Genomic DNA, 17,326 nt, shown 5'->3' with positions numbered 1-17,326 from the left:
ATTATTTAAGAATCATCGCTTCAAGGGTTACTTGTTTCGGATTGGCTTCTTGATTAACGCTTAAGTTAATGAATCCGTTAATCACCACTTGGCTGGTCGCTGACAAACCCTTCGTTACCTCAACGTACTTTTCAAAACGCTGTCCCAGGGAAATATCCTGGCGTTGAGCCCGCTTAGCCTCATCCAAAATAAAGACATAGTTCCCAACTTGATCATTCATCACGGCGGTATTGGGCACCAATAAAGCCTGTCTTGGTTCGCCATACTGGGCCATTACACGTGCATACAGCCCAGGTATTAATTGATAGTCAGCATTCTTAAAGATTCCACGCAATTGCAAGGAGCCGGTTTCTGTAGAGATTAAATTTGCCGCGTAGTCTAAGATACCTTCATGTGGGTAGCCTTTTTCACTCTGTAGACCAACAAAGAGCGGCAAGGTATTCACCTCAGCCTTATATTCTTCTTTGTTCTCCAAGCCCTTCTGAAACTTTAAGAACTCTCGCTCATTGATTGAGAAATACACATATATGGGAGAAATCTGCTGGATGGTTGCTAGCTGTACACCTTTTGTAGAAGTGTCTAGGTATGTACCTACATCCAATAAATGTCTACCCATTAGTCCATCAAATGGAGCTCTAATTTCGGTATAGCCTAAATTAATCTTAGCAAGGGTTAAGTTAGCCTCCGCCTGCTGATACTGAGATAAAGCTTTATCAACAGCCGCCTGAGATGTTGCATTTTCTTTTAGCAAGGATTTTTGACGTCCGTATTCAATTTTGGCTTCGTCATAGATAGCTTTTTTAAGCTTAACTTCTTGTATATAAGGCTCTTGCTCAATAACAAACAACAAATCATCTTTTTTCACCATAGAGCCATCTACAAACCCAATTTTGGTGAGATAGCCCTTTACGCGCGCATCCAAATTAACGGTGAGATAAGGATCAACAACCCCATCGAAGGTAGCAAAACTGCGTATTTCTTGTGAAAGGGGTAATGCCGTAGTAACCGGTATGGGGACACGAGTAACGCCTTTACCGCATGATTTGAGGCAAACCACCACAATGATGGCAAATATCAGGATGATGGAGATGCCAATAGTTCTTGGTGATAACTGTTTATTGATAACTGGGATCTTGAATGTACTTAACTTTTCTAATAAAGCATTCCAACGTGCCAAAAATAAGGTCCAATAAGGTTGCAGACGCTCCCAACATTTAGTCAACAAAGGCTGCACATGGCCCCATAATTGCGTCAGCAAAAGTTTGGCTTTTAATAAAAAGTCTTTCATGGCGCAGCACTTCCCTGAGTCGGTGTTGTAGATTTAATTGGAGCTAGCCCTTCAGCGGGAGCATCTTGTTTCGGCAGAAGCAACTTGCCAGTTTGAACATTCAGCGGTTCACCAGTCTTTGTGAGGACATTACCCCAATCTGTACGTTCAGTCATTTCAGCAACAGTGCTTACAGGTAATTTAGGCGGCGTCATATCAGCAGACCAGCCGCCCCCTAGCGCCTTAAATGCGCCGACATATCCGATAAGCTCGTTGGACTTTGTTTGCACTAAAGAGTTTTGAATACTCAATAATGATTGCTGAGCAACGATCACTGTGTTGTAGTCATTTTGGCCAGCTTTATATCGCTCTAAAGCCATATCAGCGGCACTCTTGGCAGCAATAACCCCGCGGGTATAGTCTTCCACAGAACTCTTAGAGGTTGAAATTGCGATAAGGGAATCCTCAACCTCTTTTTGCGCGTTAAGAACTAGATTTTGATATGCCAAAATACTTTGCTGGAATACGGCATCTTGTACGCGTACCTGATCGACTATTGCGCCTCGATAAAACAAGGGTAAAGAGAGGCCGGCTGAAATACCAGTTGAGTTATTCGCCCAGCTAAATAAACTACCTGTAGATCCACCACCAAAATTAGAGTTTGCATATCCAAAATTGCCCCCCAAGGTAAAGGTGGGGAAAAGTTGTGCTTTATTAACACCGATCAAAGAGGATTGGGCTGCCGCAGCAAATTCAGCTTGTAGTACATCTGGGCGGCGGCGCAATAAATCCCTTGGCATACCCACGCCTAACTCGGTTGGTGGCTTAAGTGAACCCTTGGTATTGCCGTAGGTTTTCTCATAATAATCTGGAGGTTCGCCCAATAAAATACTCATGGCGTGTTGTGTTTTCTTGAGGCTCGCAATCAAAGCTGGGATCTGCGCCTTAGTTTGCTCATACTGCGCCTGGGCTTGGCTAAGATCTAACATAGAGGTCGCACCATACTTAAATCGTGCGCCTGCAATACGCAAGCTTTCCTTTTGCAGCGCAAGATTTGTTGTGGCGACCGCGATCAGCTCTTCGTTATTACGGATATTGATATAGGTATTTGCGACGTCCGCACTAATAGAAACATCAGCCGAATAAAAAGCAGCCACTCCAGACATATAGGAGTTCAAAGAACTTTCAATGCCGCGCCTAGCTTTACCCCAAAAATCTAATTCCCAATTGAGTTGAACTACGGCATTGTTAAATACCAGGTTGCCGGGGCTATTGGTAATTTCTTGCAAATTGCTATTGCGGGTGTTGGCATAAGAACCACTCAGCGCAACGGTTGGCAATATGGTTGCATCAGTTACCCCAAGTTGCGCCTGTAACTGATAGATTCGTATAGCCGCTTGTTGGAGTGTTAGGTTTTGAGACGCAGCCTGCTTGAGTAATGCATTGAGGGTAGGATCATTGAAACTTTGCCACCACTCTACGGGATCTAAAATTTGATTAGAGTTTTCGCCCAGCGATTCTGTAAATTGGGTTTTCGCAGTTGCCTGATATTGATCACCAGCCTTCACCGATGGTCTTGAAAAATCTGGTCCCACCATAAAACAACCTGACAACACTAAAGTGCAGCCGAGAATGAATAGATAGATGATTGATTTTTTAGGCAACATTCCAGTACTCGGTCATCAAAACCATATCAATCTAAATTACATTGCTAAAAGTGTATGTAGGTTCATTATTCCCAACCACCTCTACAACCCGACAATATTGAGGGTGGATGAATAATTCCTCATTATGGCATTGGTTTAACGGGCAAAGAAAAATGGCTCGAGAGCCCTATTTTCGATACATACTTGGCGGAGACGAGATCTAGATTTTGACCCTCCTGTCAAGTCTACCAATGTCCATTAAACCCTTTTCCCATATGGCTTAAAAGGTAGACCCTACTCCCGAGCAACCCATTTCAGCTTACTAAAATCCATGTTTCACTGGTAAGCGGGATGGTAAGAAAATTATGGGCATAAGTAATGGCGGACGAGAAATAAAAGGGCTAAAACTCACCAGATTTACAGCCAGAGGGATTCTCGCCATTCACCAACCAAGATGGTATGCCGACCTAGAAACAAGGGGTTTGTACTTGAGAGTATTCGCGGGCTCCGACGAACCTTCCCGAAGTTGGCTCTATAGGTTTACCAGTCTAGTTAGCGGCAAAAGACGGGCAATGGGTCTGGGATCTCTTGATATTTGCTCATTAGCCAATGCCAGACAAAAGTCTTTAGGCCTCAGAAGAGCCATTTTTGATGGGCTTGATCCCATTGACCAGCACCAAGAAAAGAAATTGGGCGTAAAGGAATCCTCGACTATCTGAAGACAATCAGAGTGAACTCTTATTTATTCCCTAGCTCTCTCCATAAGGAGCGCGCTCTATCCAATATGGCTCTGCTCTCCATGATGAGAAAGATGCCTAAGTACGCAGACTTTGTGCCACATGGTTTTAAATCAACATTTCGTGACTGGGCTGCCGAGACTACTGAATACTCGAATGAGACTGTTGAGTTAGCTTTAGCGCATACGATTCAGAATAAGGTAGAAGCGGCCTATAGAAGGCAAGATCAGCTAGAAAAACGGGTTTGCTTGATGAGCGACTGGGAGGGCTTTATAGAAAAACGCATGGAGAATCTGTCCGGTAAAGAGGTGTCCCTTTGACGGAATTACAAGCCTAAATTTTCTACTGTAAACCATTAAAAGACTTATATATAAGTCATTAAAATACTTAAAGACTTATTTATGAGTCATATTTATTGACCTATAGCGTATAAACAGGTATATTAACGCCTCATACTTAACAAAATGCATGAGGCAACTATGCGCGTAGATCAAGAACTGACCCTAGCATCAAAGCAACTTGGCCAATCCGCTGAAATAGCGCAATGCCTTGTTTCTTTGCGTCTTGCGCGTCGTGTTCGCCAAGGTGAAGCAGCAGTCCGTGCCGGCCTATCTCGCGCTACTGCACAGCGCATTGAAAAGGGTGATCCTGGTGTAGCCATTGGCGCGCTCTTGCGTTACTTAGATGCAATTGCTCCAGGCATGAACTTATTGCAACTATTAAGCGGAGATGATCCTGCGATCATTGCTTTAGAGCGTCGCTCACGTCCACAACGCGTGCGTGATTTAAGTGCAGCGGAAATGAAAGCGCTTGATTTCTGATGGCCAATACCACTAAGGATCTTTTTGTCTTTGCCAATCTTGATGGTGAATTTGTACCAGCAGGACAACTGCAAGTAGATGAGGAAGGCTCAAGACTTATTGCCTCATCATTTGCTTATGGCTTGCGTTACTTAGATAGGAGCAACGCACAAGAAGTGGATCCAGTCGCCCTTAGTCTTAGGAATAAAAGAGAGATCAAAGGCAAACGCCTCGTTCCACCTAATGGCTTAGAGGCCTTTGGTGGAATTCGGGATGCTGCTCCTGATTCCTGGGGAAGAAGAGTGATTGAAGCTAGGCTTAAGGTTCCAGCCAATAGCCTTCCAGAATCAACCTATCTACTCGAAGCAGGTAGTGATCGTGTTGGGGCTTTAGACATTCGATCTTCTTTAGATCAAGAGGAGTGCCCTGCTCACGAAAGTATACACAATCTGTCATACGTACTCGAGGGTGCGCAAAAGATTGAGGCGGGCTTGCCAGTATCAGAAGCACTATCCAGAATTTTGATTGTGGGTAGCGGTCTTGGGGGCATGCGCCCTAAGGCAAGCGTGCGCGATGATGAAAACATTTTATGGATGGCTAAGTTTCCAGGCAACAATGATGGCGCTTTAGATGTGCCGAGCATTGAATACGCCACACTCAAACTTGCGCAGTTAGCCGGTCTTAATGTAGCGCAAACTCAATTAGAACAAGTTGGCAAGAAAAAAGTGTTGATGGTCAAACGCTTTGATCGCTCTTGGACTGCTTTTGCTCGGCCAGTAGAAATTCGTCATCATGTCGTTAGCGCCCTCACCTTAGTTGCCTGTCACGAATCAGAATCCAACACAAAAAGCTATATGGATATTGCGGATACCATCCGCAGATATTGCGTGGTTCAAACAGTCAAAGCTGATATTGAAGAACTATATGCACGCATGATCTTTAATATTTTTGTTAGTAACGATGATGATCATCTACGCAATCATGCATTCTTATGGAATCATAAGCTTAAAGGCTGGAGTCTAAGTCCACTCTATGATGTGATGCCTCATGCGGTCATTGCAAGTGAGCGTTATCAACATCTAGGCGTTGGACCTCAAGGTAAATTGGCCACGCTCGATAATGCCTACGGTGCTAAAGAGCGCTTCGGCCTATCTGCGCAGCAAGCAAGCTCCATTATCGATCGCGTATGGCGAGTAACCAGGCAATGGAAAACGCACTTTGAAAGCCTTGGAATTGTTGCAGATCAAATCGAAGGAATCTCTCTAGCCTTTAGGCGTATCGATGATATTTGCAGCCCTGAATTAATCAAGACCCTAGCCAAAAACTAAGCGCTTATTATGAAGCGTATGGTGGGTCACTAGATTTCAATTATTAAAGATGGATTAAATGCTGGGTTCTCAGCATGGTTAGATCGCACATAACCGCGAGGATTACAAACCACTCTAGTGCCATTCGTTTGATAATCACAGGAATCATGCGTATGCCCATGAATCCATAAAGACATCTTTCCAAAGAGATGCGCTAACTCGGAGGCAAAACAGGCGGATAGTAGATCGGGCTTATAGCGCTGTGCAACCGATATCATTGAAGGTAGGTGATGGGTAACCACTACCGTCTTGCCATCAAACGGATTCTCTAATTCTTTTTGCAGCCAAGCCAGTGACTTTTCATGCAATTGGATAGACTTTTTTGGAGAAAAATTTCTGCCTCCGTCACGGATTCTTCTGAAGTCATTTAAGTAAAGCTCGCCATACGATAAGCATTTAGATTTAAGATCTTCGCCAAATAATAAAAAGTCCGTCCATAACGTAGCCCCTAAAAAACGGACGGGAGTATTTGATTGGGGATCATGAAGCTCAATCCCATCGTCATCTAGGAAATGAATGCCGTTTTCTGCGCATGTATTTTGGATGTCCTCAATGACATGAGAACGCTGAGAGCCATAGAATTCATGGTTGCCAGCCACATAAATAATTTCTTGATCCGGAAAAGATTTCCTGGCCCAAGTTACACCTTCCGCGCGAAGGCCGATATCACCCGCCAGGACAATGACATCTGCTGTATTTGATACGGGGGTAAAGTCAGCAAACTCTAGATGCAAATCACTCAGTACATGAAGTTTCATAAATTGGATAAGACGCGATCTTGGCTTTTATATTGAAATCTAGTGTATTCAATTAATTAACCATGCCATCAGGATGTAATAAGCGATTGTTAGCTTAATTGGTATTAGCCACATATTTGCAATCACATATTGTTTGGGTGGTAAGCATACTGGTAAGCGGGAGTGATAAAGAAAAAGCCCCGGTTAGGGGGCTAAGTCTATATTGCGCATGGTAAAAAGAAGAAAAAATGCCAAAAGTGCTGGCGGAGACGAGAGGATTCGAACCTCCGATCAGAGTTTTAGCCCCGATGCTCCCTTAGCAGGGGAGTGCCTTCGACCAGCTCGGCCACGTCTCCGTATTTCTTACCACTACAACGCCCCACAGTTTAACGGATAACCGTTTCTGAGGGGTTTTTGCTCTTTTCTTACTTCTGATCTAGCTCAAAAGCCTTATGTAAGGCACGTACCGCCAATTCCATGTACTTCTCATCAATCACAACGGAAATCTTGATTTCACTCGTGGAGATCATCACGATATTGATACCCTCTTCTGACAAGGTACGGAACATTTTGCTAGCGATGCCAACATGCGAACGCATACCAACGCCAACAACTGAAACCTTAGAAACTTTTGGATCTCCAGAAATTTCTTTTGCTTCGATGTGGGCTTGCACATTGTTTCTGAGAATATCCAAAGCTTTTTGATAGTCAGCGCGAGGCACTGTAAAGGTAAAGTCCGTTTTACCTTCTACGGATTGGTTTTGAATAATGATGTCCACATCAATATTCGCATCAGCGATCGGACCCAAGATTTGATAAGCAATACCTGGGCGATCAGGAACTCCCAAAACGGTAATTTTGGCTTCATCACGCGCAAAGGCGATGCCAGAAATAACGGCGGCTTCCATAGTGCTGTCCTCTTCAAATGTAATCAAGGTGCCCGACTTCATCTCTTGATCAAGGGGCATCAACGGATCTGTCAAAGAAGACAGAACACGGGTTTTAACTTTGTACTTACCAGCAAACTCTACTGAACGAATTTGCAACACCTTGGAACCTAGGCTGGCCATTTCCAGCATCTCTTCGAAGGTAATCTTATCTAAACGACGTGCATCTTCACAAACACGGGGGTCAGTGGTGTAAACACCATCTACGTCCGTATAGATGAGGCATTCATCAGCCTTGAGGGCTGCGGCCATTGCTACAGCCGACGTATCTGAACCACCGCGACCTAAAGTCGTAATGTTGCCATCTGGGTCAACGCCCTGAAAGCCAGTCACTACTACCGCACGACCAGCGTTCAAATCATTCAGAATTTTTTGATCATCAATGCTTTTAATGCGCGCTTTTGTAAATGCTGAATCAGTGTGAACGGTTACCTGCCATCCTGCATAACTCACCGCATCAATACCTTCGCGCATCAAGGCAAGAGCCAATAAACCAGAGCTGACCTGCTCACCAGTAGAAGCAATTTGATCTAACTCGCGCGGTTTTGCTTCAGGATTAATTTCTTTTGCTAAGCCTAGTAAGCGATTTGTTTCGCCTGACATAGCAGAAGGTACAACCACCACTTGGTGGCCAGCACGCATCCATTTGGCTACGCGTTTAGCGACATTTGCAATGCGCTCAACCGAGCCCATTGAGGTGCCGCCATATTTATGAACGATAAGAGCCATAAAAACCGTCTGTTAACCGAGAAATACATTCCCGAGGATCTAAAAAGGCCTTATTTTACAGGGTTTTGTAACGGCAAAGCACTCTCTTGCCACTCCGGCCAAACTCGCGCGCCAGAATTGACTAGATGGGGATGGCTGGGGCCAATACCAGCCACAGCAATGAGATCGCCCTCGATATAGAGCAAAGGTGCCTGACGCTGCCAAGGCGGGATATCGCTCTCCTGGAACAGGTTTTTGAGGGTTTTGCGTGGACTATTGGGTTTGATTTGGATTTTTTCTGAACCAGACCGCATGCGGAACTCCACCCGTCCATTTTCTTGGGCATTTTTTACCCATGCGGCAGCTAAGCCTAGTCTTTGACTTTTGCTAGGAATGGCTTGAAAAATCCACCGTCCAGAAGTCTTGGTGATGGCCTGTAAGTGGCCACGCCATACTCTCAGACTCACTCCATCATGAAGCCACTCAAGCTGAGCATCTTGCCTTGTATTTTGTAAATCAAGCCACCATGCTTGCAAGCGTTCTTGTGAAGGCATACCCAACTGATGTGTTTTTAGCCAATAACGCACAACATTATTGGCTGCTCCCAGATCCGACTGAGCCAAAATGAGTAATGGCTTTATCGCTACGCCATCTTTAAGTAGTATTGATTTACCGTCCTCTTTAGCGAGTCGGTCTAACAAAGCTTGCGCTTCACTCATGAGGTTTGCACTACGCGCTAAATTAGCAACTGCTGCTGGCTGAATTTTTTCTAAGCGAGGAATAATCTGCTTACGAATTGCATTACGACGAAATTGAGTCTTCTGATTGCTCGGATCTTCAATCCATTTAAGCTTATTTGCCTTTGCATAGACCTCTAACTCAGCCCTGCTTTGATTCAGTAAAGGGCGCCAAAGCGTAATGCGGCTTTGATCATGAGTAAGCTCGCGCTCATGAGGCATGCCAGATAAGCCGGCTACGCCAGCACCCCGTAACAATTGCAGCAACACTGTTTCTGCTTGATCGTTTTGATGGTGCGCCAATAGTAAATCCCCAATACCATACTCAACACAGAGCTCTGCTAAAGCCTCATAACGCCCAGCCCTTGCTCTCGCCTCTACATTACCCTGATCTGTATCTTGAGCGAGGTGTAGCAAGCGAAAGTCAAAACCAATCTTGTATTTTTTTGCGAGCTTTTCGCAAAAGATAAGCCAATCATCCGCCGGCTTTTGCAAACCATGATGAATATGAAAAGCCCAGATTTCTGTGGGAGAGTCTTTGTATGTTGTTTGCGCTTTGCAAACAGTGTCGAGCAATACAACCGAATCGAGGCCACCACTGAGGGCGACCGCAATTCGTTTTTGCGACTTAAGCTTTGACTGTGATTTCCTTGAACTTGCCATAACTCATTAGACGCTCATGGCGACGCTCAAGTAATGCATCTTCTTTCATGCCATCGAAAGTTTTGAGTGAATCAGAAAGTGCCTTACGCATATTGGCCATCATCACATCGTAATCACGATGAGCGCCACCAATAGGCTCGGCCACAATCTTGTCAATTAAACCTAGAGCCTTAATGCGTTGTGCGGTTAGGCCCAACTGCTCAGCAGCTTCTGATGCTTTATCAGCAGTTTTCCAAAGGATAGATGCGCAACCTTCTGGTGAAATTACTGAGTAAGTAGAGTTCTGTAACATCAAGACCACATCACCCATTGCAATAGCTAGAGCACCGCCTGAACCACCCTCACCAATGATGGTGGCAATGATAGGCACTGTGAGCTCCGCTTGAACATACAAGTTGCGCCCAATCGCTTCCGATTGATTGCGCTCTTCTGCATCGATACCAGGGAATGCGCCCGGTGTATCTACAAAAGTAAATACTGGGATAGAGAATTTTTCAGCTAGACGCATTAGGCGCATTGCCTTGCGATATCCCTCAGGTCGGCTCATACCAAAGTTACGCAGTGCGCGCTCTTTAGTATCACGACCCTTTTGGTGGCCAATCACCATACAAGGTTGGCTATCGAAGCGTGCTAGTCCACCAATAATGGATTGGTCATCGGCAAATGTTCGATCTCCATGCAGCTCATGGAAGTCCGTGAATAATCCGCCAACATAGTCCAATGTATAAGGACGTTGTGGATGACGCGCTACTTGAGATACCTGCCATGGCGTTAAATTGGCATAGATATCTTTAGTGAGTTGCAAACTCTTTTCAGAAAGCGTTTTGATCTCATCAGAAATATCTACCGATGACTCATCTTGCACAAAACGCAATTCTTCAATCTTTGACTCTAATTCAGCGATTTGTTGCTCAAAATCCAGGAAAGTCGTTTTCATAGTCTGATTTTAATATTCAACCGGGATGGGGTCGATACTTCTCCACATATACCAGGTCGCAACCGTGCGCCAAGGAGCCCAATTTGCGGCCACTTCCCTAGCCTCATGGCGGCTCACAGGCTCTCCGCTGAAGTAATTAAGGGAAATAGCCTTAATTAGACCAACATCATCAAGAGGGAGGATATTAGGGCGAACCATATTAAAAATAAGGAACATTTCGGCTGTCCAGCGTCCAACCCCCCGAATTGAGCTTAATTCCTTAATAACGCTCTCATCGTCCATATCCTTCCATTGGCTGGCATGAAGCCTTCCCGAAGCAAAGTGATCCGCTAAATCTCGGATGTATTCCACCTTACGCCCAGACAAACCGGCTGCCCGTAATTCTTCAACAGTCAGTTCTAGGATATTTTTAGGATTTACTTTTTTCTTACTAGCAGTAAGAACACGATCCCAAACCGCTTGTGCAGCAGCAACAGAAATTTGCTGGCCAACAATTGCCCTGGCTAAAGTCGTAAATGCATCGCCACGTGTCACCAAAAAACCCGAGCCATATTTTGGAATCAATTTTTTGAGAATGCGATCATGCTTCATGAGTTCGCCACAAGCTTGCTCCCAATATTCAGGGGCTATCTCTTCTATTAAGACCACTTCTTTATTAACTGTCACTAAGCTCTACGCCACTCTGTGATGCCGCCAGGCTTATCTTCCAGAACCACTCCTTGTTCGAGTAGCGCTTTACGAATGCCATCTGCTTTTGCAAAATCTTTAGCCTGCTTTGCAGCAACACGTGCAGCAATGTGTTCTTCAATTTGCTCGCTACTTAGACCGGATTGATCCTTTGATCCTGCTTGCAAAAAGTTAGTCGGATCACGTTGCAAAAAATTCAAGGTCCCACCTAAAGACTTCAACAAACCAGCAAGCATTTGCTTTTCGGCACCCTGAGCGCGATTGACTTCACTTGCTAAGTCAAACAGTACCGCAATGGCTTCGGGGGTATTGAAGTCATCATTCATGGCATCAGCAAAGCGTTTTGCCCAAGGGTTCTGTAGATCGATCGGGACCGTGTCAACTTCGGGAATATGGGTTAAAGCGGTATATAACCGGGTTAATCCTGAACGCGCCTCTTCAAGCTGAGCATCACTGTAGTTAATAGGGCTGCGGTAATGTGCTTTGAGCATAAAAAAGCGCACTACTTCTGGATCAAAACTTTTTAATACATCTCGAATCAAAAAGAAATTACCCAAAGACTTGGACATTTTCTCTTCATTGACACGAATGTGTCCGTTATGCATCCAGTAGTTCACAAAAGGCGCATCATTCTCTTGGCGATTTTGTCCATACAAAGCACCTTCACTTTGCGCAATCTCATTCTCATGATGCGGGAACTGTAAATCAGCACCGCCCCCATGAATATCAAAATGCGCTCCTAGCAAGTCACATGACATTGCTGAACATTCAATATGCCAACCAGGACGACCTTCACCCCATGGTGAATTCCAGCGGGTATCTGCTGGCTCTTCTGGTTTAGCGCTTTTCCATAAAACAAAATCAAGTGGATCTCGTTTTCCTCCACCGATTGCTACGCGCTCACCAGCATTGAGCTCATCCAAGGTCTTGCCTGAGAGTTGACCATACCGGGGCAAGAGACGCACTGCAAAATTGACGTCTCCATCTTCGCCTTGGTAAGCCAATTCATTTTCAATCAGCTTGCCAATCATTCCCTGCATCTGTTGGATGTAATCAGTAGCACGTGGCTCTTGGTCTGGATGCATTAAGCCAAGCTCATCCGAGTCGGCATGCATAGCAGCAATGAAGCGGTTTGTTAAGGCAGAAATGGGCTCGCTATTTTCAAGCGCGCGCTTAATGATTTTGTCGTCAATATCGGTAATATTGCGCACATATTGGACCTCATACCCACTGGCCCGTAACCAGCGGACTACCATATCAAATACGATCATGACCCTGGCATGGCCTATATGGCAGAAGTCATACACGGTCATGCCGCAGACGTACATCTTCACCTTGCCCGGCACAATGGGCTTAAATACCTGTTTTGAACGGCTAAGGGTGTTATAGATTTGCAGCATAGGGCTATAAAGGTGAGGCAACTAGCGCCAATTTGTTAGACTGAGCGCTGAGTATATCGAATGAGCCAGTTTTTCACCCCTTCCCTTATGTTTGCCACCCTCAAAGCACCTATCCCCGCCTTTTTTAAGGCTTTTGCTATTGCAGCCAGTATTTTGGCTATATCAGGGTGTAGCACCCCAGGCCAACAACTGGCCGATACAGAAATAGCTGCTGTTAATAAGCAAGATGCTAAGTCACCTGAAGCACAACCCCAGGCCTATTTAGGCGCCTATGGAGCGCCAGGCGCCCCAAGATTGTCTACAGACTCGCCATATGACCCTCTGAATCCTGAACTCTCTGAAACAGTTGCCATTCCTTTTCTCTCTTTTTTAATTATTGAACCGGACCCCGTCACTAAAAATGCCGTGCCATCAGATGTAGAAAAACTTGTTAAGGCCGGCAAATATCCAGATGCGATTAATTTAATTAATACACATCTTAAAAAGAATCCACGCAATGTTCAGCTTCGCTTTGTTAAGGCGCGTATTCAAATTGAGATGCGTGACTACGACCAGGCCAAGAAAACCTTAATTGAAATTACCCAGCAATTCCCAGAATTACCTGAACCCTACAACAACCTCGCTGCTATAGCAGCCAACCAAGGCAAATGGATAGAAGCAAGAGACTACTTAGAGCTTGCTCTCAAGTTGCGCCCAAGCTATAGCATTGCTTCGGCAAACTTAGGTGAGGTTTATGTGCGCTTAGGGGCTAAAGCCTATGAGGATGCTGCCCAAAACACCCAACTAAATCAACGCCTTTATGCTAATCGCGCCAAGGCATTAATGAATCTATTAAAGCCTCAGGCTAGAGCAGTCAATACACCAACAATGAATTCCCCCACTAACTCACCAGAAAGTAAATAGAACAATGGCGAAAGTACTTCTTAAAACCAATAAAGGCGACATCACCCTCACACTCGATGCCGTTAAAGCACCAAAAAGCGTTGCAAACTTTTTACAGTACGTAAAAAGCGGTCATTACGATGGCACTATTTTTCATCGTGTCATTGATAACTTCATGATTCAAGGCGGCGGCATGACTGCTGGCATGAAACAAAAGTCTACTGGTGCTGAAATTGAAAATGAGGCTAACAATGGCCTCAAGAACGATCGCGGTACAGTAGCAATGGCTCGCACTAGCGATCCGCATTCAGCAACTGCACAATTTTTTATTAACATCAATGACAATGATTTCTTAAACCATACCGCACCAACTGCACAAGGCTGGGGCTATGCAGTATTTGGCAAAGTCACTGATGGGCTTGATGTTGTAGACACTATTCGCAAAGTAAAAACAGGCTCTTCAGGATTTCATCAAGACGTGCCTGCTGAGGATGTAGTGATTGAGAAGGCCACCGTTCTCGAGGAATGAGTCTGCAATTCGCAAGCGCCCTTTTTATCTCAGATTTGCATCTGACGCCGTCAATGCCCTTGACGGCGCAGCGTTTTTTTGACTTTTGTGAAAAAGATGCACCCAAAGTAGATGCTGTTTTTATTCTGGGTGATTTATTTGAGTATTGGGTCGGGGATGATGCCTCTTCCCAATCTCCTTTTCAACAAGAAGTGAAGCGCGCTCTCGCAAACCTAGCGAACAAAACAAAAACGTTTTATATGCACGGCAATCGGGACTTTTTAATAGGTTCTGATTTCCTCAAAAAGACTGGCATGACATTGCTAGCCGACCCAACAGTAGTTGAAATTTCTGGCGAGAAATACGTTCTCTGCCATGGTGATTCGTTATGCACTGCCGATGTAGGCTACCAAGTATTTCGCACCTGGGTTAGAAAGTCCTGGGTACAAAAATTATTTTTCCAGCTACCTGTTTCTTGGCGTCGGGCCATTGCTAACCATTTGCGTAGCAATAGCCATGCGCAATACCAGCGCGGCATCAGAAATTCTTACGCTCAAAATCAAATCAAAACGAATGTGACGCTAGAGGCATGCGGGGCAATATTACGCGCCCACTCTGGAAGCAATTTGATACACGGACATACTCACTTGCCCAATCATCATCATGAACATTTAGGTGAGCAACGTTGGCAACGCTGGGTTCTATCTGATTGGGATTTGGATCATCCAGAAAGCACTTCACCAAGATCAAATGCGCTTTTAATCAACAACCAAGGTGTGCGTACGCTTGATCTGATTAAGACTTAAAAGCTTAATCAGATCATCTATTTAGGTGCTCTAGCAGTAGCTGGTTATGTCGCAGAATACTTGGAGAGCAACTGCACCATTTGCGCAAAGATTCGCGGATTAGCAGCCATCACCTCACCACTCTTTAAGAAGCCTTCTTCACCTCGGTAATTACCAATCAGTCCGCCAGCTTCAGTAATTAATAAAGCGCCTGCTGCCATATCCCATGGCTTCAGATCACTTTCAAAAAAGCCATCGTAACGACCAGCAGCCACATAAGCTAAATCTAATGATGCGGCACCTGGGCGACGCAAACCCGCACATTGACGGGACATCTCAGCAAAAATCTTGAGGTATTTCTCAAGATCTTGATCTTCACGATAAGGAAAGCCTGTACCGATTAAAGAGTTTGCTAAACGATCTTGAGAACCAACACGCAAACGCCGACGATCCAAATACGCACCAGCTCCACGGGTTGCAGTAAATAACTCATCACGCGTCGGGTCGTAGACCACGGCTTGTTGGGTCACTCCGTTAACCGCTAAGGCAATGGAGACTGCATATTGCGGAAAGCCGTGAATAAAGTTGGTTGTGCCATCTAATGGATCGATGATCCAAATATTTTCAGCATTTTCATTATGAGAACCTGTTTCTTCAGCCAAGAATCCATGCGTGGGATAGGCTTCACTCAGCGTTTCAATGATTGCTGCCTCAGCAGCTTTGTCCACCTCAGTCACAAAATCATTGTGTTGCTTGCGATCAACCTGCAGTCGCTCTAAATTGAGAGAAGCACGGTTGATGACGGTTCCTGCGCGACGGGCGGCCTTTACGGCCACATTTAACATGGGATGCATATTATTGGTGGACAAATTAAATAAGAACGAGCCTGTAATATTGCCTAAACTGCACGACAATACGAAGCTAATACTCTGATTCTAAACGATAAGCTTAAGCCACCCCGCTTCAAACATATAAAAACCCATGAATATCGATCAATCCCAATTCCTTCGCTGGGTACTAGTCGAGACCAGCCACCCCGGAAATGTCGGATCAGCAGCTCGAGCACTCAAGACAATGGGTTTTCACGATTTACGCTTAGTAAATCCAAAGACCCTAGACATCAGCACTCAAGCCGAAGCAATTGCCTTAGCAAGTGGTGCAGTCGATGTTCTGGAGACTGCTACAGTCTCAGGATCCTTGGAAGATGCGGTACAAAACTGTTCTTTAGTCCTAGGCCTTACTAGCAGAGATCGTGAATTTGGCCCTCCCGCTCTAGATTGGGAGTCTGCCCGAGCACTGATTTCAGAAACCGTGGCCAATCAAGGTCAAGTGGCCATGGTATTTGGGACCGAAAGAACTGGGCTAGAAAACGAACATCTTGCTTTATGCACTCATCGCGTCTGGCTGAACGCTAATCCTGACTACCCCTCCTTAAACCTAGCTCAAGCCCTCATGGTGTGCGCATATGCGCTCAGAGAGACCTTTGAAAACCGTACTCAAACCACCCTCACGTCAGCGGATATCAATGACGGCGTTGATTTTGCCGACCCTATTGCCGTAGCAGCCATGCTCGAGCACTGGCGAGAGGGTTTAGAGGCAATTGGTTATCTAGATCCAGCCCACCCTAAGAAGCTAATGCCCCGCTTCCAGGCTTTATTTGCCCGCAGCCGCTTGCGTAAGGAAGAAATCGATCTATTGCGAGGCATCGCCAAACAGATGCTTCTGAGAAAATAAGCAAGCCCCGTTAAAATCAATCCATGTTTAATTCCCTTTTCGAACAAGTTGACTCCATCATCGTCAGAGACCCTGCCGCAAGAAATCGCCTTGAGGTGATTACCTGCTATCAAGGTTTGCATGCCGTATGGCTGCATCGCGTCTCTCACTTCTTATGGAACATTGGTCTGAAATGGATCGCTCGTGTGCTCTCCATGTTCTCCCGCTTTCTCACCGGAATAGAAATTCATCCAGGCGCAAAAATTGGGCGTAGAGTGTTTTTAGATCATGGCCTAGGTATCGTAATTGGCGAGACTACTGATATTGGCGATGACTGCACTATCTACCAAGGTGTTACTTTAGGCGGAACATCCTTATACAAAGGTGTTAAACGCCATCCTACTCTTGGCAAAGGCGTTGTTGTTAGTGCTGGTGCAAAAGTACTAGGCGGGTTTACCGTAGGCGACGGTGCACGTATCGGATCAAATGCAGTAGTACTCAAAGAGATTCCTCCTGGTGCAACTGCAGTGGGTATTCCTGCGCGCATCTTGCATCCGGATTTACCGCAAAGCGCAGACAGCAAAACTAAAGAATACTTTTCTGCTTATGGTGTGACGCCCAATGTTGACGACCCAGTTTCTATGGCACTCAAGGGTTTAATTGATGCCACCATTGAACAAGAGGCCAAAATTGCGCAACTTGAAAAAGTCATCGCAAAACTGAGCAACTCTTCTGCGGATGCAACCGTTTCAAGTGATACCAAGCGAGATCTAGGAGCCATAAAAGAATGGCTTAAAGAGTAAAG

At 45.2% G+C, this 17,326-nt stretch carries 18 protein-coding genes and 1 tRNA gene; 9 read left to right on the top strand and 10 right to left on the bottom strand.

Annotated features, from left to right (window positions below; all coding sequences use genetic code 11):
• Window position 1: 1 nt before the first annotated feature.
• Window positions 2-1,288, bottom strand: a complete 1,287-nt coding sequence (locus PNUC_RS04520) for an efflux RND transporter periplasmic adaptor subunit (protein ID WP_048812088.1) — start codon at window positions 1,286-1,288, stop codon at window positions 2-4.
• Complete coding sequence (locus tag PNUC_RS04515) at window positions 1,285-2,934, bottom strand: efflux transporter outer membrane subunit (protein ID WP_048812087.1); 1,650 nt, start codon at window positions 2,932-2,934, stop codon at window positions 1,285-1,287. Before PNUC_RS04515 ends, PNUC_RS04520 begins: the two co-directional genes overlap by 4 nt.
• A 344-nt stretch (window positions 2,935-3,278) precedes the next feature.
• On the opposite strand from PNUC_RS04515, the gene PNUC_RS11200 reads away from it, so the two are divergent.
• The 4 genes from PNUC_RS11200 to PNUC_RS04495 all read left to right on the top strand — a co-directional run bounded on the left by PNUC_RS11200 (window position 3,279) and on the right by PNUC_RS04495 (window position 5,778).
• On the top strand, window positions 3,279-3,632 hold the full coding sequence (locus PNUC_RS11200) for an Arm DNA-binding domain-containing protein (RefSeq protein ID WP_048812086.1): 354 nt from the start codon (window positions 3,279-3,281) through the stop codon (window positions 3,630-3,632).
• Window positions 3,633-3,643: 11 nt separating this feature from the next.
• Window positions 3,644-3,970 carry a tyrosine-type recombinase/integrase gene (locus PNUC_RS04505; RefSeq protein WP_143070031.1) on the top strand — a complete coding sequence of 109 codons (327 nt, stop codon included), beginning with the start codon at window positions 3,644-3,646 and terminating at the stop codon, window positions 3,968-3,970.
• Between the two features lie 159 nt (window positions 3,971-4,129).
• Complete coding sequence (locus tag PNUC_RS04500) at window positions 4,130-4,471, top strand: helix-turn-helix domain-containing protein (RefSeq protein WP_011902708.1); 342 nt, start codon at window positions 4,130-4,132, stop codon at window positions 4,469-4,471.
• Entirely contained in the window at window positions 4,471-5,778 is a 1,308-nt protein-coding gene (locus tag PNUC_RS04495; protein WP_011902707.1) for a type II toxin-antitoxin system HipA family toxin, read from the top strand. The genes PNUC_RS04500 and PNUC_RS04495 overlap by 1 nt, the downstream gene beginning before the upstream one ends.
• 29 nt (window positions 5,779-5,807) lie before the next feature.
• On the opposite strand, the gene PNUC_RS04490 is transcribed toward PNUC_RS04495, so the two are convergent.
• The 7 genes from PNUC_RS04490 to cysS all read right to left on the bottom strand — a co-directional run bounded on the left by PNUC_RS04490 (window position 5,808) and on the right by cysS (window position 12,633).
• Window positions 5,808-6,575 (bottom strand): metallophosphoesterase, encoded by a 768-nt coding sequence (locus tag PNUC_RS04490; protein WP_011902706.1) that lies wholly within the window; start codon window positions 6,573-6,575, stop codon window positions 5,808-5,810.
• 240 nt (window positions 6,576-6,815) lie between these two features.
• A tRNA-Ser gene (locus PNUC_RS04485) sits at window positions 6,816-6,910 on the bottom strand.
• Window positions 6,911-6,979: 69 nt separating this feature from the next.
• The gene (locus PNUC_RS04480; RefSeq protein WP_011902705.1) at window positions 6,980-8,230 is read right to left on the bottom strand and encodes an aspartate kinase; all 1,251 of its coding nucleotides are present in this window, start codon (window positions 8,228-8,230) and stop codon (window positions 6,980-6,982) included.
• Window positions 8,231-8,280: 50 nt separating this feature from the next.
• Window positions 8,281-9,609 carry a tRNA lysidine(34) synthetase TilS gene (tilS, locus tag PNUC_RS04475; protein ID WP_011902704.1) on the bottom strand — a complete coding sequence of 443 codons (1,329 nt, stop codon included), beginning with the start codon at window positions 9,607-9,609 and terminating at the stop codon, window positions 8,281-8,283.
• Window positions 9,575-10,546: an acetyl-CoA carboxylase carboxyltransferase subunit alpha gene (locus PNUC_RS04470; RefSeq protein WP_011902703.1), complete on the bottom strand. Its 972-nt coding sequence runs from the start codon at window positions 10,544-10,546 to the stop codon at window positions 9,575-9,577. The genes tilS and PNUC_RS04470 overlap by 35 nt, the downstream gene beginning before the upstream one ends.
• 9 nt (window positions 10,547-10,555) lie before the next feature.
• Entirely contained in the window at window positions 10,556-11,212 is a 657-nt protein-coding gene (locus tag PNUC_RS04465; RefSeq protein ID WP_011902702.1) for a DNA-3-methyladenine glycosylase family protein, read from the bottom strand.
• Window positions 11,212-12,633 (bottom strand): cysteine--tRNA ligase, encoded by a 1,422-nt coding sequence (gene cysS / locus PNUC_RS04460; protein WP_011902701.1) that lies wholly within the window; start codon window positions 12,631-12,633, stop codon window positions 11,212-11,214. The genes PNUC_RS04465 and cysS overlap by 1 nt, the downstream gene beginning before the upstream one ends.
• A gap of 87 nt (window positions 12,634-12,720) precedes the next feature.
• Between cysS and PNUC_RS04455 the strand changes: the two genes are divergently transcribed.
• From PNUC_RS04455 to PNUC_RS04445, 3 genes are read left to right on the top strand one after another with little or no spacing between them, the layout of a single operon-like run.
• Entirely contained in the window at window positions 12,721-13,536 is an 816-nt protein-coding gene (locus PNUC_RS04455) for a tetratricopeptide repeat protein (protein WP_011902700.1), read from the top strand.
• Window positions 13,537-13,540: 4 nt separating this feature from the next.
• Window positions 13,541-14,044, top strand: a complete 504-nt coding sequence (locus tag PNUC_RS04450; protein ID WP_011902699.1) for a peptidylprolyl isomerase — start codon at window positions 13,541-13,543, stop codon at window positions 14,042-14,044.
• Window positions 14,041-14,829: a UDP-2,3-diacylglucosamine diphosphatase gene (locus tag PNUC_RS04445; protein ID WP_011902698.1), complete on the top strand. Its 789-nt coding sequence runs from the start codon at window positions 14,041-14,043 to the stop codon at window positions 14,827-14,829. The genes PNUC_RS04450 and PNUC_RS04445 overlap by 4 nt, the downstream gene beginning before the upstream one ends.
• Window positions 14,830-14,873: 44 nt before the next feature.
• Here the strand turns inward: PNUC_RS04445 and PNUC_RS04440 are convergent, their stop codons facing one another.
• Window positions 14,874-15,662 (bottom strand): inositol monophosphatase family protein, encoded by a 789-nt coding sequence (locus PNUC_RS04440; protein WP_011902697.1) that lies wholly within the window; start codon window positions 15,660-15,662, stop codon window positions 14,874-14,876.
• Window positions 15,663-15,789: 127 nt separating this feature from the next.
• Here PNUC_RS04440 and PNUC_RS04435 point away from each other — a divergent pair, with 127 nt between their 5' ends.
• Window positions 15,790-16,542 carry an RNA methyltransferase gene (locus PNUC_RS04435; protein ID WP_011902696.1) on the top strand — a complete coding sequence of 251 codons (753 nt, stop codon included), beginning with the start codon at window positions 15,790-15,792 and terminating at the stop codon, window positions 16,540-16,542.
• 23 nt (window positions 16,543-16,565) lie between these two features.
• Entirely contained in the window at window positions 16,566-17,324 is a 759-nt protein-coding gene (gene cysE, locus PNUC_RS04430) for a serine O-acetyltransferase (protein WP_011902695.1), read from the top strand.
• Window positions 17,325-17,326 lie beyond the last annotated feature (2 nt).

Origin of the sequence: Polynucleobacter asymbioticus QLW-P1DMWA-1 (assembly GCF_000016345.1) — a bacterium.
Lineage (GTDB): Bacteria > Pseudomonadota > Gammaproteobacteria > Burkholderiales > Burkholderiaceae > Polynucleobacter > Polynucleobacter asymbioticus.
Note: the sequence above shows the minus strand (reverse complement) of the source record. Positions and strands in the feature narration are given on the sequence as shown.

Bases quoted from the DNA above. Each gene is read 5' to 3' on its own strand.
- PNUC_RS04455 (WP_011902700.1), top strand. From the start codon at position 12,721: ATGTTTGCCACCCTCAAAGCACCTATCCCCGCCTTTTTTAAGGCTTTT.
- cysS (WP_011902701.1), bottom strand. From the start codon at position 12,633: ATGCTGCAAATCTATAACACCCTTAGCCGTTCAAAACAGGTATTTAAG.
- cysE (WP_011902695.1), top strand. From the start codon at position 16,566: ATGTTTAATTCCCTTTTCGAACAAGTTGACTCCATCATCGTCAGAGAC.
- PNUC_RS11200 (WP_048812086.1), top strand. From the start codon at position 3,279: ATGGGCATAAGTAATGGCGGACGAGAAATAAAAGGGCTAAAACTCACC.
- PNUC_RS04500 (WP_011902708.1), top strand. From the start codon at position 4,130: ATGCGCGTAGATCAAGAACTGACCCTAGCATCAAAGCAACTTGGCCAA.
- PNUC_RS04480 (WP_011902705.1), bottom strand. From the start codon at position 8,230: ATGGCTCTTATCGTTCATAAATATGGCGGCACCTCAATGGGCTCGGTT.
- PNUC_RS04515 (WP_048812087.1), bottom strand. From the start codon at position 2,934: ATGTTGCCTAAAAAATCAATCATCTATCTATTCATTCTCGGCTGCACT.
- PNUC_RS04450 (WP_011902699.1), top strand. From the start codon at position 13,541: ATGGCGAAAGTACTTCTTAAAACCAATAAAGGCGACATCACCCTCACA.
- PNUC_RS04440 (WP_011902697.1), bottom strand. From the start codon at position 15,662: ATGCATCCCATGTTAAATGTGGCCGTAAAGGCCGCCCGTCGCGCAGGA.
- PNUC_RS04495 (WP_011902707.1), top strand. From the start codon at position 4,471: ATGGCCAATACCACTAAGGATCTTTTTGTCTTTGCCAATCTTGATGGT.
- PNUC_RS04470 (WP_011902703.1), bottom strand. From the start codon at position 10,546: ATGAAAACGACTTTCCTGGATTTTGAGCAACAAATCGCTGAATTAGAG.
- PNUC_RS04445 (WP_011902698.1), top strand. From the start codon at position 14,041: ATGAGTCTGCAATTCGCAAGCGCCCTTTTTATCTCAGATTTGCATCTG.
- PNUC_RS04435 (WP_011902696.1), top strand. From the start codon at position 15,790: ATGAATATCGATCAATCCCAATTCCTTCGCTGGGTACTAGTCGAGACC.
- tilS (WP_011902704.1), bottom strand. From the start codon at position 9,609: ATGGCAAGTTCAAGGAAATCACAGTCAAAGCTTAAGTCGCAAAAACGA.
- PNUC_RS04520 (WP_048812088.1), bottom strand. From the start codon at position 1,288: ATGAAAGACTTTTTATTAAAAGCCAAACTTTTGCTGACGCAATTATGG.
- PNUC_RS04490 (WP_011902706.1), bottom strand. From the start codon at position 6,575: ATGAAACTTCATGTACTGAGTGATTTGCATCTAGAGTTTGCTGACTTT.